The 15,722-nt window shown below is 61.9% G+C and carries 13 protein-coding genes; 4 read left to right on the plus strand and 9 right to left on the minus strand.

Going from position 1 to position 15,722, the window contains the following annotated elements; translation table 11 throughout:
- On the plus strand, window positions 1-1,170 hold the full coding sequence (locus tag ACFSDX_RS01955) for a S1C family serine protease (RefSeq protein ID WP_382311512.1): 1,170 nt from the start codon (window positions 1-3) through the stop codon (window positions 1,168-1,170).
- Between the two features lie 388 nt (window positions 1,171-1,558).
- Window positions 1,559-1,798 (plus strand): hypothetical protein, encoded by a 240-nt coding sequence (locus ACFSDX_RS01960; protein ID WP_382311513.1) that lies wholly within the window; start codon window positions 1,559-1,561, stop codon window positions 1,796-1,798.
- Between the two features lie 88 nt (window positions 1,799-1,886).
- On the opposite strand, the gene ACFSDX_RS01965 is transcribed toward ACFSDX_RS01960, so the two are convergent.
- Window positions 1,887-2,726 (minus strand): septal ring lytic transglycosylase RlpA family protein, encoded by an 840-nt coding sequence (locus ACFSDX_RS01965; RefSeq protein ID WP_382311514.1) that lies wholly within the window; start codon window positions 2,724-2,726, stop codon window positions 1,887-1,889.
- Window positions 2,727-3,153: 427 nt separating this feature from the next.
- Here ACFSDX_RS01965 and ACFSDX_RS01970 point away from each other — a divergent pair, with 427 nt between their 5' ends.
- On the plus strand, window positions 3,154-4,068 hold the full coding sequence (locus ACFSDX_RS01970; protein ID WP_382311515.1) for a DUF72 domain-containing protein: 915 nt from the start codon (window positions 3,154-3,156) through the stop codon (window positions 4,066-4,068).
- A gap of 66 nt (window positions 4,069-4,134) precedes the next feature.
- Here ACFSDX_RS01970 and ACFSDX_RS01975 read toward each other — a convergent pair whose 3' ends face one another.
- On the minus strand, window positions 4,135-4,878 hold the full coding sequence (locus ACFSDX_RS01975) for a tetratricopeptide repeat protein (protein WP_382311517.1): 744 nt from the start codon (window positions 4,876-4,878) through the stop codon (window positions 4,135-4,137).
- A 153-nt stretch (window positions 4,879-5,031) separates the two neighbouring features.
- Between ACFSDX_RS01975 and ACFSDX_RS01980 the strand changes: the two genes are divergently transcribed.
- The gene (locus ACFSDX_RS01980; protein ID WP_382311519.1) at window positions 5,032-5,922 is read left to right on the plus strand and encodes an alpha/beta hydrolase; all 891 of its coding nucleotides are present in this window, start codon (window positions 5,032-5,034) and stop codon (window positions 5,920-5,922) included.
- Window positions 5,923-6,036: 114 nt separating this feature from the next.
- Here ACFSDX_RS01980 and ACFSDX_RS01985 read toward each other — a convergent pair whose 3' ends face one another.
- The 7 genes from ACFSDX_RS01985 to ACFSDX_RS02015 all read right to left on the minus strand — a co-directional run bounded on the left by ACFSDX_RS01985 (window position 6,037) and on the right by ACFSDX_RS02015 (window position 15,557).
- Window positions 6,037-6,825: a DUF4097 family beta strand repeat-containing protein gene (locus ACFSDX_RS01985; RefSeq protein WP_382311520.1), complete on the minus strand. Its 789-nt coding sequence runs from the start codon at window positions 6,823-6,825 to the stop codon at window positions 6,037-6,039.
- Between the two features lie 143 nt (window positions 6,826-6,968).
- The gene (locus ACFSDX_RS01990) at window positions 6,969-9,221 is read right to left on the minus strand and encodes a patatin-like phospholipase family protein (protein ID WP_382311522.1); all 2,253 of its coding nucleotides are present in this window, start codon (window positions 9,219-9,221) and stop codon (window positions 6,969-6,971) included.
- A gap of 490 nt (window positions 9,222-9,711) precedes the next feature.
- Complete coding sequence (locus ACFSDX_RS01995; RefSeq protein ID WP_382311523.1) at window positions 9,712-10,470, minus strand: TonB family protein; 759 nt, start codon at window positions 10,468-10,470, stop codon at window positions 9,712-9,714.
- A 77-nt stretch (window positions 10,471-10,547) separates the two neighbouring features.
- Complete coding sequence (locus ACFSDX_RS02000; protein ID WP_382311524.1) at window positions 10,548-12,677, minus strand: prolyl oligopeptidase family serine peptidase; 2,130 nt, start codon at window positions 12,675-12,677, stop codon at window positions 10,548-10,550.
- Window positions 12,678-12,726: 49 nt separating this feature from the next.
- Complete coding sequence (locus tag ACFSDX_RS02005; RefSeq protein ID WP_382311525.1) at window positions 12,727-13,218, minus strand: methylated-DNA--[protein]-cysteine S-methyltransferase; 492 nt, start codon at window positions 13,216-13,218, stop codon at window positions 12,727-12,729.
- A 117-nt stretch (window positions 13,219-13,335) separates the two neighbouring features.
- A complete protein-coding gene (locus ACFSDX_RS02010) occupies window positions 13,336-14,526 on the minus strand; it encodes an amine oxidase (protein ID WP_382311526.1) in 1,191 nt (396 codons plus the stop codon).
- Between the two features lie 107 nt (window positions 14,527-14,633).
- Window positions 14,634-15,557, minus strand: coding sequence for a cation diffusion facilitator family transporter (locus ACFSDX_RS02015; RefSeq protein WP_382311527.1), 924 nt, complete (start codon window positions 15,555-15,557; stop codon window positions 14,634-14,636).
- Between the last annotated feature and the right edge of the window lie 165 nt (window positions 15,558-15,722).

The raw sequence follows: 15,722 nt of genomic DNA on the forward strand, positions 1-15,722 counted from the left end.
ATGCAAACCGAAGCCGACTACTACGCCCTCTTTGAAGCTTACCAGCGCGGTGAGCTGGCCGCCGGGGCGCGGGCCGACCTAGAAGCCCGCCTAGGGGCCGACCACCGGCTGGGCCAGCGCTACGCCGAGTTTGAGGAGCTAACCAGCACGCTACGCACCTACGGTGAGCGCCGCCGCACCCGCCAGCTGCTGGGTGGCCTGCACGAGGCCATGCTGGCCGCCGACGCCGCGCCGGCCGTGGAGGAGCAGCAGGCCGGCGGTCTGTCGTATTCGGTTAACCCGCGCCTGAGCATTTCGCGCACCGAGCGCCGGCTGCGCGAGTTCTGGAGCGGGCACCGCGCCACGATGGGCGTGGCCGCCTCGGTGGCCGTGCTGGCGGTGTTCAGCACGCTGCTAGGCCTTGACCTGTGGCGCTCGGCCAATGCCCCGGCTGCCCGGGGTGTGCGCGAGCTGCGGCTGGAAGTAGCCCAGATAGTGCGTAACCAAATCGCACTTAATAACAAAGTCAACAACCAGCTAACGGGCGAGACGGCGATGCCGCCGGTGCGCGAAAACAAGTTTGCCGGCACGGGCTTCGCCCTCACGGCCGATGGCTACCTGGTCACCAGCGCCCACGTTATTAAAGGCGCCGACTCACTGCTGGTCGAAAGCCGCGACCACCAGCGCTACCACGCCGAAACGGTGTATGCCGATCGCAAGCACGACTTGGCCATTCTGCGCATCAAGGACCGGAATTTCAAGCCCTTCGCTAAGCTCCCCTATACGTTCAAAGCTGGGCAGGCTGACCTAGGCGAGCGCGTGTTTACGCTGGGCTACCCCCGCAAAGACGCGGTGTACGGCGAAGGCGCTCTCAGCGCCCGCTCGGGCTACGACGGCGACACGGCCTTCTACCAGGTAAGCATTCCGCTAAATCCCGGCAACTCGGGCGGCCCGCTGCTCGATGGGCAGGGCAACCTGATTGGGGTAGTGAGCAGCCGCCAAGACGATGTGCTGGGCGCTGCCTTCGCCACCAAGTCCTCGTACCTGGTGCGCCTCGTCGATTCGCTCAAGAACAAGCAGCCGGCCCAGCCCTACCACCTGCCGCACGCCAACCAGCTGGCCGGCGCGGGCCGCCCGCAGCAGCTTCGGCGCCTGCAAGATTTTGTGTTCGTAGTAAAGGTCTACGAGTAATATTTCATCCTGCTTTCTGCAAAAATTAGAAAAAGCCCCGCTAGCTAGCGGGGCTTTTTTATGCTTCTGGCCATCCGTAAATTGCTGCGTGCGCCGTTGCCCTAGGGGCAACATGTGTAGTAGTATTGCTTGATGGTCAAAGAGTAAGGTCAGCAATAGCCTGCCCGAAATAAAGGGCGAGTCGGGTAGCGGCTGCGCAGCACCTTGGGGCCTACGGGGCCCGAGGCCGCCGGGCACCAGCCGCGCCCCCACGGGACAAAGGCTGAGCGGCGGGCACAAAGGAATAATTAGCTCAACGAAAACGCCCGGCAGACTTTCGCGTACAAACGCTCCACCGGCCGCCAGCTACTGGTCTGGCCACGTCCCTTCACCAATTCAAGCTCCTCCAATGGCTGACCAACTCCAACAAGTCGAAAAAATTCTTCCCGAAGACATCGCCCGCACTTTCGAAGCCGCTATCAACGTATTTCAAGGCAAAACCGACCACATGGACGATTTGCTGAAAAACGGCGGCACGCTGCTGCGCAAAGTTTCCAAGAAATTCACGTCTACGCAGTTGATTCTGACCGTAGCTGCATTGGCAGTAGTGTCGATTGTGGTTATCAACCGCGCTAGCCAGGACGAATAACGCCGGCTCGCAAGCACTAGCTGCACCCCAAACAGGCGCCTCACTCCGCAAGGAATGGGGCGCCTTTGTTTGCCAGCAACATCAAAAGTTACTCCCTAGGCACCACCGCGGGTGCGATAGCCGAGGCCAGCACTGCCTCGCTGGACAGCTGCCGTACCACCCCGGTTACGCCCCACGCCTGGAGGCGGCGCCGCACGGTTTCGGCCGCCAGCCACGTATCGAGTTGGCCAATGAGGACGCGGCTGGTGGGCTGGCCCACCGTCGCTTCCTGCGTTATTTCGACGGCCAGGTCTGGGTCAAGGGCCAGCACGCGGGCTCGCATAGCAGCAGCATTGGGCGCCTCCTGAAAAATACCTACCTGCACCACAAAGTGCTTGGCTAGGCCAGCAGCCTGCGCAGGTGCCGCAGCGGAGTCGGCCGGGGCCAGCGCGGCCGCCAGCGTAGTGCTGTCGGGCAGGCTCTTGAGCTCGTAAGTAGTAAAGGCCGCCGCGGGGTTGGGGTCGGCGGCTTGCAGCGCCAGCAGGTTGCGCGGCGTGGCGGAGGGACCTAGGGGAGTGGTAGCGGGTACCACCTGGGCCACCACGGTAGCGGCGCCGGTCACTACAATGCCCAGGGGCCGCGCTGCTACTTCGGCCAGGTCGATGATACGCTGGTGGCGAAACGGCCCGCGGTCGGAAACCCGCACGACGACCGACTTACCATTTTTAATATTCGTGACGCGCAAGCGGGTGCCGAAGGGTAGGCTCTTGTGGGCGCAGGTAAACTTGAAGCGGTTGAACCGCTCGCCGCTGCTGGTGCGCAAACCCTGGTGCCAGCGGCCATACCACGAAGCCCGGCCGCGCAGCACGGTGGTGTAGGAAAGGGTGGTAGTAGCCTTAACGTGGGTGGCGGCCGTGCGGGCCCGGTGCGTATCGGCAACCGCGGGCAAGGCTAACCCACAGACTAACAACAGATAAAAGCAACTAAATAGAAAGCCGGAAGTAAGAAAAGAAATTCGCTTGAGCGTCATGCGCTTTATAGGGATGGTAACTGACCGAATTTAAGTCCCCCCTCTCTCAAAAACCTACTATTGCGCATTGCTAAAGAAATTATCAATCGTTAATAATTGTCCTTTTCTTATAAAACTTGCATTTAATATATCCAGTATGCGGTTGGGTAATGGCTGATTGTGTTTAGTGAAGGCACTTTTAGCCCCGTTATTGTATTTTTCCGATGAGCTGGCTGGAATTAGATTTTGCGGCGTGTGTAAAATTTTGGCATTTGACCAGCGGCCCTACCCGTAGCCCGGTTGTATAAGTGCTATTTTGTTCGTATAAGCGCGCAACGTTCGGGCTGGCTAGCCGTACCTTCGCCGCATGGATTTTGGCCGATTGCCCGACCTGCGCCACGTCGATTTTCGGCTGCCCCCCGATCACCCCGAGACAGTTCGCGTGCTGGCGCGGGCCCAGTCCACGGCCCCCGCCACCCCGGGCTTGTACGTAGGCTGCCCCATCTGGACCAACAAGGAATGGCTGGGCTCGTACTTTCCGCTGGGGGCTAAGGAGCCTGATTATCTGCATTATTACGCGAAACAATTCAACTCTTTGGAGTTGAACACGACGCACTATCGCATCCCGGATGCGCCCACCGTGCGGCGCTGGCGTGAGGCGGTGGGGCCGGGCTTCAAGTTTTGCCCCAAGCTGCCGCGTAGCATCAGCCACGAGCGCGAGCTCTATAATACCGACTCGCTGACGCTCACCTTTACCCGCGCCATTCAGGAGCTGGAAGACCGCCTAGGGCCCTGCTTTTTGCAGTTGCCGCCGCACATTGGCCCCGAGAGCCTGCCGCGCCTAGAGCGCTTCCTGCTCGACTTTCCGCCCGAGGTGCCGCTGGCCGTGGAACTGCGCCACCCGCGCTGGTTTGCCGACCGCGGCCTGGCCGACACCGTGTACGCCACGCTCGAAGCCTTGAATAAGACCCTGGTCATCACCGACGTGGCGGGCCGGCGCGACGTGCTACCCCAGCGCCTGACTACGCCCACCGCGTTCATCCGCTTCAACGGCCACGGCCTGGTAAACAGCGACTTTCAGCGCGCCGACGAGTGGGCCGCGCGCCTGGCCAGCTGGTACCAGCAGGGCCTGCACGCGGCCTATGTGTTCATTCACCAAAAAGACGTGCGGCACGCGCCCATCTGGGCGCAGCATTTTTTGGGGCGCCTGCACGCCCTCACGGGCTTTCCCATTCAGCCCCCCCGGCCCATTCCGCAGGTGGTGCAGGGAAGCTTGTTTTAGTGGTTAGTGAGTAGTTGTTAGTGATTAGTGCCGAATAACTACCCACTAAACACTAACAACTACTCACTATCTAAACTTGCCTTCGGGGTCGGGGAGCTTGTCCTTGAGGTCGCTGATGAGGGTAAAATCCAGGCTAGACATGTTGAGGTTCTGGCCTTTGTGAATGGCCTCCCACGCGCCAGCGTAGTCTTCCTGGTAGTAGCGCACGCGGGCCTGGGTTTGCCAGGCATTTGCGTTGTTGGCATCGGCTAGCACGGCGCGCTGTGCGTAGCTGGCGGCCTCGGTCAGGTCTTTTTTCTTCTTGGTCTGGATGTAGCGCTCGGTTACGATGGTAGCCGCATCGATGAGCAGCCCGGCGTTGGTGGGGGCCACGGCCAGGCCCTGTAACAACAGGGCTTGCACGTCGGCAGGTGGGGCTTGGCGCTGGCTCAGCATTACGGCAAAGCCCCGGTAGGGGTCCGGGTTTTTCGCATCAAGCGCCCAGGCCAGGTTAAAGCGTATCGCGGCCGTGTCGGGTTGGTTTTCAAGTAGATACTGAAAACCCTTGGTGCTAAAAAACTGGCTGGCCTCGGCCCGCGACGGAAAGCTGCGGTCGATGTCGGCCAGCACGGCCGGGCCCACCAGCGCCTGCGCCTGGGCCGGGCTAGCGCCACCGTACAGGGGTGCCAGCCGCGCGGGGCCGGAGGCCACCGCCGCGGGCGCGTTCTTTTTGTTGCGCTGGGCGTGGGCGGTTAGGCAAGTGGCCGCGCTTAGCAAGGTGAGGAGCGCGGCGCTCAGCAGGGTGCGCGTTGAAAGTGAAAAGAAAACCACGGGAAATGCAGATGAATGGGACAGTTGGCAAAAGTAGGGCGTCGCCCCCGTTTGCCTGCCACCCGGCCCGGCCGGGGCAAACCACCGACCTAGGGCCGGCGTAGGTAGGGCAGCCGCGGCCGGAAATTTCTCTGGCTACTGCGGCTCTCTCTTATGCGTTATTTCCGCCTGCTGGCTTTGCCGCCCCTAGGTCTGCTGCTGGCCCTCGGGGTGGTGCTGCTGGCCAATGAATGGGCCGTGGCCCGCGCCAGCCACCGGGCTTCCGACATTGCCTACGTGGCCGCCTCGGCGCCTGACTTCGATACTAACCGCCACCGGCTCGACGTGTACGAGCCCACCCACGAAACTACGGGGCCGCGCCCGGTGGTGCTCTTTATCCACGGCGGCAGTTGGAACAGCGGCAGTAAAGACGACTTTATTTATAAAGCCATTGGCCGCCGGCTGGCCAAGCATGGCTTCGTGGGCGTGGTTATTAGCTACCGCCTAGCGCCGCAGGTGCAAGTGCCGCAGCAGGCCGACGACTGCGCCCGTGCTCTGGCCTGGACGGTGGCCAACATCAAGGACTACGGCGGCGACCCGGCGCGCATCGTGCTCATGGGCCACTCGGCAGGCGGCGGGCTGGCCGCGCTGCTGGCCACCGGCTCCGACACGCTATTAGCCCGGCACGGCCTGCCCCGCACGGCGGCCCACGCCGTGCTGCTCGACGACCCGGCCGGCCTCGACATGCTCGACTACCTCACCAAAATGCAGTATCCCGGCGATGCGCAGTACCTAGGGGCTTTCAGCCAAGACCCGGCGGTGTGGCGGCAGGCTTCGGCGCTCTACCACGTGCGGGCCGGGTCGCCGCCCTACAGTATTTATGTTGGTGGCGAAACCTATCCGAGCATCAAGGAGAGCAGCGAGAAATTTCGGCAGCGGCTGACGCAGTTGGGGCAGGCGCCTAGGTACACTGTCTTGCCCGGCAAGAAGCACGTGGGCATGGTAACGCAGCTGCTTTGGGCTGGTAATCAGCTATATGACGAGCTGCGGCGGCTGGCGGGATAAAGAATATTTTGGGCGGTCACTTGATACTCACCGCTAAACAAAAAACCGACTGTCCTTGCGAGCGCAACGCAGCGCTCGCAAGGACAGTCGGTTTATGCCAGTTCGAATAGCTTCCTAGCCCTGCCTAACGACCACGCTGCCGTTGGTGGTGACGGCCTTTATAGATGGCCCGCCTTTGCCCAGCACGGCTTTCACTTCGTGTTTATGGCTCTTAGGGTCACTCTGGGGTAGAGTAGTCTTCAGGCTACCGTTGGTGGTGCTGGTCGAGAGCTGGGCCGAATAGTCGGCCGGTAACTCCCATTTAATGCTGCCATTCACGGTCTCCACATCAAGACCGCTGCCCTGCCACTGGCTGCCACTGAGCCGGATGGACAGGCTGCCGTTGATGGCCTTGCCCGTTACTTGGCCACCTAGGTCGGCGAGCGACACGCTGCCGTTTTGGGCGCTGAAGGTGATGGCCGACTGCACGCCCACGAGGTGAATGCTGCCGTTTTGGGTGGTGAGGGCCAGTGCCGTGCGGCGGGGCACAAACACTTCGTAGCTGACGGCGGCGCGCCCTTCCCCATCCGATATTGTGGCGGAAAGCTTATTGCCCGCGGTGCCAATGCGAATGGCCGCGGCGTGCGCCTTGGCTTCGGCCTCAGTATCGGCCCACGCGGTGACCCGGGCCCGCACGCGCACATCGGGGCCATCCCACGCCTTTACGTTGATGCTGCCGTTGGTGCTGGCATCAATGGTGAGGGGCTGCCCGGCCGGGGCGGGCAGGGTGAGGTCGCGGGTTTCGCAGAAGAGCTTCTGGCGATTATCGTTGCGTTCCTGGCAGGTTGAGGTGAAGGTGGGTGCGGTTTGGGCGGTGGCGGCTAGCCCGCTCAGCAGCAGCGCGCTCAGTACGAACAATTTCATAAACAGGGAAATAAGGTAGTGAATGGTTGGTTCTTCGGAGGTGTTGATGAGGAGAATACCCGCCCCCGCTTCATTCGTTACAGACTACCGGCGCTTTTTTGAATTTGCTTACCTAGGGCTTCTCTCGCTCAAGCTTCCTGCTCTTAGCGATAGCCAAATGGAAAGCCGATATTGAAGTAAGGCAGCACTTTCTTCGACACGCCCGAATACATTAGGCTGATGTCGATAGGCCCCAGCAACGAGTTGATACCCAGCGTGAGGGCGCCGCCGTATGCTAGCCGCGCCGGTTGGGGCCGGGCGCGGTTGGTGATGAAATCGTAGTAGAGCGCGTTGGCCTTGCCGGTGAGGAAAACGCTGTGGCCGATGGCGTACTGGTAGCCCAGCAGCGCGGCCACGGCGCTGCCCGTGTAGATGCCGGTTTCGGGTAAGCCCGCGAAGGTGAGCTGGTTGCGCAGCACGCTGCTAAGGCCGCCCACCACAAAATCGTTGGCAATGGCCTGGTGGTAATTCCAGTTGATGCCGGCCTGCACCTGGGTCAGCAGCGTGGCCCGCCGGCTCAGGGGCAGGTACTGCTCTAGGTTGAGGCGCGCGTGGCCGTAGGGCCGCGACGAGAAGCCCGGCGACTGCTCAGTGCCGATAACGGTGGTATCGCTCAGCACCTGAAAGCTGGGCCGCTGGGCATACACCACCCCAAGTTCGGCGTCGATGCGGCGGCCGTGGGTGGGGTAGGCCACGGCGTTCAGGGTGTTTTCTTCGTAGAATAAGTAGCTGTTCAGCAAGTGGATACTGCCGTTGAGCTGGAGCCGCGCCGTGATTTCGGGCCGGAAGCGGCCGTACTCGTAGCGTGTGCCCAGCCCCACCCCTTGGTTACGGCCCAGCAGCCGAAACAGCTGCGCATTGGCCAGCACGTAGCGCTGGGTGTAGAGGCCGGCCTTCACGAAGCTGGGGCTGTAGGTTGTGACGCCCACCTGCTCGGCCTGGGCCAGCAGGCGCGCCACCACATTCTGGCGCGCCGTGAGATACTGCACGTGCTTGAGGCGCAGGCGCGGGCTCTCGCCCACGTTGAGCGCCACCTGGCTGGTGGAGGCCGGCAGCAGCTTGTCTTGCCACGTGATGCTGCCCACCAACCCAATGCCCGTGAGCGAGTTATACCCTAGGCCCAGGCCCACGCGGGTGGCGGGCGCGCGCTCCACATCGAGCACCAGGCGGGCCGCCGCCACCGAGTCGGGCGCGGGCAGCAGGGTATAGGTGATTTTGCGAAACGCCCGCGTACCAAACGCGTTGCGGATGGCCGCCGACAGTTGCGGGGCGGTGTAGTAGCGGCCCGGCTGCAAGTGCAGCTGCCGCCGCAGCAGCGCCTCATCGGCCGGGGCCAGCCCGCGCACGCCGTAGCCGGTGAGGTACACCGAATCGGCGCGCGGGGTGGGAGGTAGGGCCGGCGCGGAACCGTAAATTTTATCCAGCGAGTCGCGCAGGGCCAGCAGGCGCGGCAACTCGGCGCGGCCCCGCTGCAAGCCAATCGCAATAATAGGGTCGGCGGCCGAGAAGCTGCCGCTGGAATAATCGCCCAGCGGATAGTCTACAAACACGTTGCAGAGCGCCTTTTGGTCCTTAAAATCCGCGTTGTCCTTGAAGGAGGAAATTTGCAGCAGCACGTCCACGGGGCTGCGTAGCTTCTCCTCGGTGTAGGCTCCGGCCGACACGTTGCTGCCGATGACCACCTGCGCGCCCATCGCCCGCACCTCCGACACCGGGAAGTTGCGCACCACCCCGCCATCGACCAGCCGGTGGCCTTGGTACTGCACCGGCGTAAACACCGACGGAATGGCCATGCTAGCCCGAATGGCCGCCACAATCTCGCCGGTGCGCAGTACCTCCGGCTCGCCCGAAATAACGTCGGTGGCCACGCACCGGAAGCCGCGCTGAAACCGCGAAAAGTCCTTGATGCGGTAATACGGAAATAGTAGCTCGCTGAGCTTTAGCCACAGTTCTTCCGACTCAATCACGCCGTTCGGAAACTGAAACCGGCCGTTGACGACCGGCAGCTCCAGCAGGTAGTGGCCGAAGTCGTCCTTGCCCGGCAGCGTGATGGTGGTGAGCTGCGCGGCGTTGGTGAGCAGCGCGTCCCAGTCGAGGCTGCGGCCCACGGCCTCAATCTCGCGGCCCGAGTAGCCGGCCGCGTACAGCGAGCCCACCACCGCGCCCATGCTCGTGCCCGTGACATAATCGACCCGCACGCCGGCCGAGTCAAGCGCCTTGAGCAGGCCGATGTGGGCCAGCCCGCGGGCGCCGCCGCCGCTCAGCGTGAGGCCCACCCGCGGCCGCGGGTCCGGCGCCTGCGCCCGCCCTACCCAGGGGCCGGCCAGCAATGCCAGCAAGAGTAATAGTTTGGGCATAGCTAGCGCGTAAGAAGTAAGTAGGACTATTTGCGGTCAAGTATACGCTGAAAACAATATAGTATCAGCCGTTGAGTGAACAGGGTCAGGTGCTAAGCCAGCAATGCCGCCGGGTAGCAGCTCTCTACTTATTGCTTCTGTGCCTTTGCTACCACCCGGGCCATTAGTCCCCCTAGGTGCACAAAAAACGCCGCCCTAGGTCAGGGGCGGCGAAACCTACCCGAGCATCAAGGAGGGCAGCGAAAAATTTCGGCGGCGGCTGGCGCAATAAGCAACTCCTATTGCGCTCAGCGCTGTGCGCTGGCCGCCGTTTAGCGCGCAGCGCGTAACGGTAGACCAACCAGTGGCTGCGAGTCTCCAGACTCGTGAATTGGGTAATGAGAGGCGTGCAACCCATTTTGCGAGTCCGGCGACTTGCCCCACTCATCGGCCTGCCGTTACGCGCAGCGCATAACGGCGGTCAGCGCGTAACAGTGGCGTAGTAGCGCTCTTATTGCAGTTTCAGGCTGATAGGGGCCGTAAAACTGACCTTAACGGGGTCACCGTCCTGCGTGCCGGGTGCAAAGCGCTTGAGCTTGTACACGGCCTGGATAGCCTCCGCATCGATAGAAGGGAAGAACGGCTTTTTGACCTCGACATCGGCTACGGTACCATCCTTCAGCACGTTGAAAGAAACCAGCACGCGGCCCTCAACGCGTTGGCGCCTAGCATCCTTAGGGTAGCGAAAGTTGCGCGCAATGGCGGCCACGATGGCTTGTGGGCTGCCGTCGCCTTCCGGGTAGCGCGGCATCACTTCAAACTCGAAGAAGGGAACCGGTTTGCCATCGGCCGCGAAGCATTCGCCACTGCTGCGCTTGTCGGCCGCGTAGCGCTCGCGGCGCTTGAGCTGGCCGCTAGGGTAATATCGGCGCAGCTCGCCCGCGCGCTGGCTGTTGGCGTACTCGGCGTGCGCGAGCAGGTGGCCGCTTTTGTCGAAGTATTCGCTTATGCCGTGGTACGTGCGCTTGCGAATGTGCCCAAATTCTTCGCGGCTCTGCAGCTGGTCGTTGCTCAGAAAGTAGTCGCGGATGGTGCCAGCGGTGCTGTCGCGCCACTCGGTTTCGCGGCGGTACCTGGCCCCGGTTGCCGAGGGCAGCACATGCCAGGTAGAGTCGAGAAATTCCTTTTTCAGCGGTGGTACCACTTGCTGCGCGGCAGCTTCGCCCACCCCTAGGCCCGCGCAAAGCAGGCTGCCTACCAAATATTTCATGGCCTAAAAGTAAAGGGCACTTCGAGCTAGTTTCTAGCCCGAAGCGCCCTTTCCTACAACTATCCTATTCAGTATTGTTACTGTGCCGCTGGATACTTCACGCCCATGTTCTCGAACATGAAGGCCCACTTATCCGTCTGCTCGCTGATGACCTGGGCGGTGCTGCGGCCGGCGCCGTGGCCGGCCTTTGTCTCGATGCGGATGAGTACCGGCGCCGTGCCCTGCTGGCTTTCCTGCAAGCGCGAGGCGAATTTAAAGGAGTGCGCCGGCACTACGCGGTCGTCGTGGTCGGCGGTGGTGATGAGCGTGGCGGGGTAGGCGGCCGGCTTGAGGGCGTGGTAGGGCGAGTATTTGTAGAGGTAGTTGAACATCTCGGGCGAGTCCTGGGCCGTGCCGTAGTCGTAGGCCCAGCCCGCGCCGGCCGTAAACTGGTTGTAGCGCAGCATGTCCATCACGCCCACTGCCGGGAAGGCGACTTTGCAGAGGTCGGGGCGCTGGGCCATGGTGGCGCCCACCAGCAGGCCGCCGTTCGAGCCGCCCGAGATGGCGAGGTGGTCGGTGTCGGTGTACTTATTGGTTTTGAGGTACTCAGCGGCGGCAATGAAGTCGTCGAATACGTTTTGCTTTTGCAGCTTGGTGCCGGCGAGGTGCCACTTTTCGCCGTACTCGCCGCCGCCGCGCAGGTTGGGCACGGCGTAGATGCCGCCGTTTTCGAGCAAGATGATGTTGCTGGTGCTGAAGCCCGGCGTTATGCTGGCATTGAAGCCGCCGTAGGCGTAGAGCAGGGTAGGGTTTTTGCCGTTCAGCACCATGCCTTTCTTGTAGGTAATGAGCATGGGCACGCGGGTGCCGTCCTTGGAATTGTAGAACACCTGCTTCGACTCGTACTTGCTGGGGTCGAACTGCACGCCCGCCTTCTTATAGACCGTGGAGGTGCCGGTGGCCAGATTGTACTTAAAAATGGTGGGCGGGTAGACGTACGACGTAAACGTGTAGTACGTCTCCTTATCGAGCTTTTTGCCGCCAAAGCCGCCCGCCGAGCCCACGCCCGGCAGCGCGATGGTGCGCAGCTTCTTGCCAACCATGTCGTATTCCTCCACCAGCGAAGTGGCATCTTTGAGGTAGGTGGCAAAAATGTGGCTGCCCACAGTGCTGACGTCCAGCACGTTCTTAGTTTCCGGAATGAGGTCTTTCCAGTTGGCCTGCGTGGGCGCGGCGGCGTCCACGGTCACGAGCCGGTGGTTGGGCGCCTGGTAGTTGGTTTGAAGGTAGAGCTTGCTGCCCACGTTATCAACCACCTGGCTGATGCTTTTCTCGTCGGGTACTATATTAACGATGGGGCTGCCGGGCTTCCCTAGGTCCTGCAAATACAGCTTGTTGCCAGTAGTGGTGTTGGCCGCCGAGATAATGAGGTAGCGCTCATCCTCCGTCACGTTGGCGCCGATGTAGCGGTTGGGGTCTTTTTCGCCGCCAAAAATGAGCTTATCGGTGCTCTGGGGCGTGCCTAGCTGGTGGTAGTAGAGCTTGTGAATTTGGGTTTTGCCAGCCAACTGGCTGCCCGCGGCGGGCTTGTCGTAGCTGCTGTAGTAAAAGCCCTGGTTGCCCTTCCAGGCCAGGCCCGAAAATTTCACGTTCTTGAGCGTGTCGCCCACAATGGACTTGTCGTTGGCCTTAATTACAATCACCTTGCGCCAGTCGGAGCCGCCCTCCGAAATCTGGTAGGCCGCCAGGCTGCCATCCTGGGTAAAGTTGATGCCCGCCAGCGAGGTCGTGCCGTCTTTCGAGAAAGTATTGGGGTCGAGAAACACCTCCGGCGCGCCGGTGCCGAGCTGCCGATACATAACGTACTGGCTTTGCAGGCCGGTATTCTTGGAGAAATACGTGTACTTGCCCTCCTTGGTAGGGGCCGAGTACTTCTCGTAGTTCCAGAGCTTGGTGAGGCGCTGGCGAATGGCCTCGCGGTACGGAATCTTCCCTAGGTAGTCCTGGGTCACCTTATTTTCTTCCTGCACCCAGGCCTTGGTGTCGGTGGCCTGGTCGTTTTCGAGCCAGCGGTAGGGGTCGGCCACCTTCGTGCCGAAGTAAGTCGTGGTAGTATCGACCTTCCGGGTCTGAGGGTAGGGCAACGTTTTGCTGGTGACCACGGCCTGGGCGCCGGCCTGGCCAGCCACCAGCAGCGCCGCGAGCAGTAACGGGTAGTTTTGCATAAGCAAGTAGTGATTACGGGATTAGTGAGGCCCGCAAAGTACAACTTGCTCAGGAAAAAAGGCTGCCCTGCTGCGCGGGCTGCTCAAACGCCAGCAGCCACTGTTTGCGCACCAGCCCGCCCGCGTAGCCCGTGAGTGCGCCGCTGGCCCCCACAATGCGGTGGCAGGGCCACACGATGGGGAGCGGGTTCTGGCCATTGGCCGCGCCCACCGCCCGCACCGATTTAGGGTTGTTTAGCTGCTTGGCAATGTCGAGGTACGAGGCCGTGCGCCCGTGCGCCACGCTGCCGAGGGCGGCCCACACCTGCCGCTGAAAATCGGTGCCCGTGAGCGGCGCGCACGCGAGATTAAACTCACGTAGCTCGCCCTCAAAGTAAGCCTTGAGTTGCCGGTAAGGCTCTTGCAGACAGGCGGCCAGGTCGGCGGGCATGGTAGGGGGAGGCGTCTCGCGGTCGAGAAAGTGCACCGCGTGCAAGCCCGCGTCGGAGGCGCTGAGCGCCAGCATACCGAGGGGCGAATAGAGGTAGGCTAAGGCTTGCATGTGGTAGAATAGTAACGGAATAGGTGAGTAAAGTAGCGGCTAAGCTAGGTAATTCTACTAGGTAGAACGTCCTGCCAAGCCCCTAATTTACTCACCTACTCCTTATGCTATCCTTCCTTAGCTCAGCGCCAGCGCGGGCTTGCGGTCGAGCACAGCTGATACCATCGCCTGGGCTTCGAGCAGGCCTTCGGCGCTGGGCTGGTGCAGCACGCGCTGGGGCGGGCCGTCGGGGCGCAGGGCGGCGTCCCACATGCCTGAGTGGTGCCAGTTGTCGAGGAAATCCCAATCGGGCCGGTCCACGATGGGGTAGAGGCACACGCCCAGCAGCGGCACGCCCTGTTGCAAAGCCGCCGCGCACTCGCGGCCTATCATCTTGAGCCACAGCGGGCGGTCGGCGCCGGGGTGGCTGGTTTCGGTGAGAGCCACGGGGCGGCCGTAGCGGTGGTGCCCTTCTTTGAGCAATTCGCGCAGGTTGCGCCAGCGCGAGTCGGGGTGCGGGTCGTTCCAGCCCAGGCGGTGGCCCGAGCCTACTTCCCACTGGTTGTCGTAGTAGTAGTTGAAGCCGAGGATGTCCATGAACTCGGGGCGGCCACCTAGCTCGGGGCTCACGCGGCCCGCCAGCATGTCGGTGGCCTGGTACTGCCACTCGTGGTGCTGCTTGGCTTCGCGCTTTTGCTGCGGCGAGGCGTTGTGCGGGGCCACCACGTTCACCAGCGGCTCGGTGGTAAGGATGCGGATGCTGGGGTCGGCCTCGCGCAGGGCCACCACGCCCTCAATGTAGGCGCGCATCAGCGCGTACTTCACTTCCCACCCTAGGCGCACGCCGTAGGGCGAGGTGGCGCGTACCTCGCCGCCGGCCCAGCTCAGAAAGCTCACCTCGTTGATGGGCGTCACGATGAGTACGCCCTCGGGCCGCACCGAGCGGTAGAAGTCCACAAAGGCCCGGCACAATGCCGCAAAGCGCCGCGCAAACATGGGATGCAGCGGCGTCAGGTCGTCCGGAAAGCCGAAGTGGCACATGTCCCACACCTGCTGGATGCCGTGGCGCTGCCCAGCGTCGAGCATCGTTTTCACGGTGCTCCAATCGTAGTGGTATGGCGTTTTCTCGATGTGCGCCCAGCGGATGCCTTCGCGCACGGTCTTCACGTTGAACTGCCCTAGGTCGGTGTAATCCTCATCCAGAAGCTGCAAGTGGCCGGTGAGGGGCAGGAAATCGACGCGGTTGCCAAAGGCATTCAGCTGGTCGGTGCACTCGTAACCGCCCCACCAAAACGATTGGAAAGGGCTGTCGGTCAAGGGAAATGTCATGGGTGTTCGTTTTTCGTTTTTGGTGTTCGTTTTCCGTTGGCCGCTTTCAGAGTAAGCCAATTTTTGTCGGACGAAAATCGAACGGCAAACAACGAAGAACGAAGAAGCTAGGCGCGGTTAGCCAGCGACTTAGCTTCAATAAAAATGCGTTTAAACTCAGGGTACGCCCCCCGGATGCTCGTCTGCACGGCCTCCACGGCCTGCTCCACCTGGATAGCTGTCAAGTGGTCGTCAAAATCTACGTCGAGGGCCAGCATTACATCGTCGGGGGCGAGGTACATGGTGAGCGGCGGGCGCACCTGCGACACGCCGGGCGTCTGGCGAGCCAGCTCTTGCACCTGCTGTACGGTAGCGTCGTTCACGCCTTCGCCCGTCAGCAAGTCTTTGGTGCGCGATACCAGTAGCACGGCCACGCCCATCAATAGCAGGCCAATGATGATGGAAGCTCCACCGTCGAAAAGCGGATTATTCAGTAAATGCCCAAAATATACACCTAATAGTGCAATCAATAGACCCGCCACGGCGGCTAAGTTCTCCAGCACCGAGGCGAAAACTGCTGGGTCGCGGCTGGTGCGTAGCGTTTGCCAGAAGCTGCTGCCGGCCGCCTGCTTTTCGAGCAGCGCCCGGATGGCCAGCCACGACGCCGCTCCTTCAAAAACCACCGAGATGCCGAGCACGAGGTAGTTCCACTTGGGGTCGGTGAGTGGCTCGGGGTGCTCTAGGTGCTTAATGCCTTCGTAAAACGACATGCCACCGCCGATGGCGAAGATGAGCACTGCCACTATCAACGCCCAGAAATACAGCTCTTTGCCGTGCCCAAAAGGGTGCTTGGCATCGGCGGGGCGCTGGCTGCGGCTCATGCCGTAGAGCAGCAGGCCGCCGTTGCCGGTGTCGACTAGCGAGTGAATGCCCTCGGAGAGCATGGCCGACGAGCCAGTGATGTAGGCCGCCACAAATTTGCTGACGGCGATGGCTACGTTGGCCGCAATGCCACCGTAGAGCGAGAGTTTGGAAGAAGAGGCTGCTGACATGCTAAGTCAGATTGTACGTACCCAGCCCGCTGAGGTTAGGCCAGGTGCCGCTTAGCGACCCTTTCGAAAAGCCAGCCGGGCCGCCGCGACCTAGGGATAACAGGGCAGTGGGGCGCCCGCCAGGCTGCGGGAGTCGCTTAATCAATGGTGATCTAGGTAGTTAAG

This window comes from Hymenobacter bucti, from assembly GCF_042681145.1.
GTDB lineage: Bacteria > Bacteroidota > Bacteroidia > Cytophagales > Hymenobacteraceae > Hymenobacter > Hymenobacter bucti.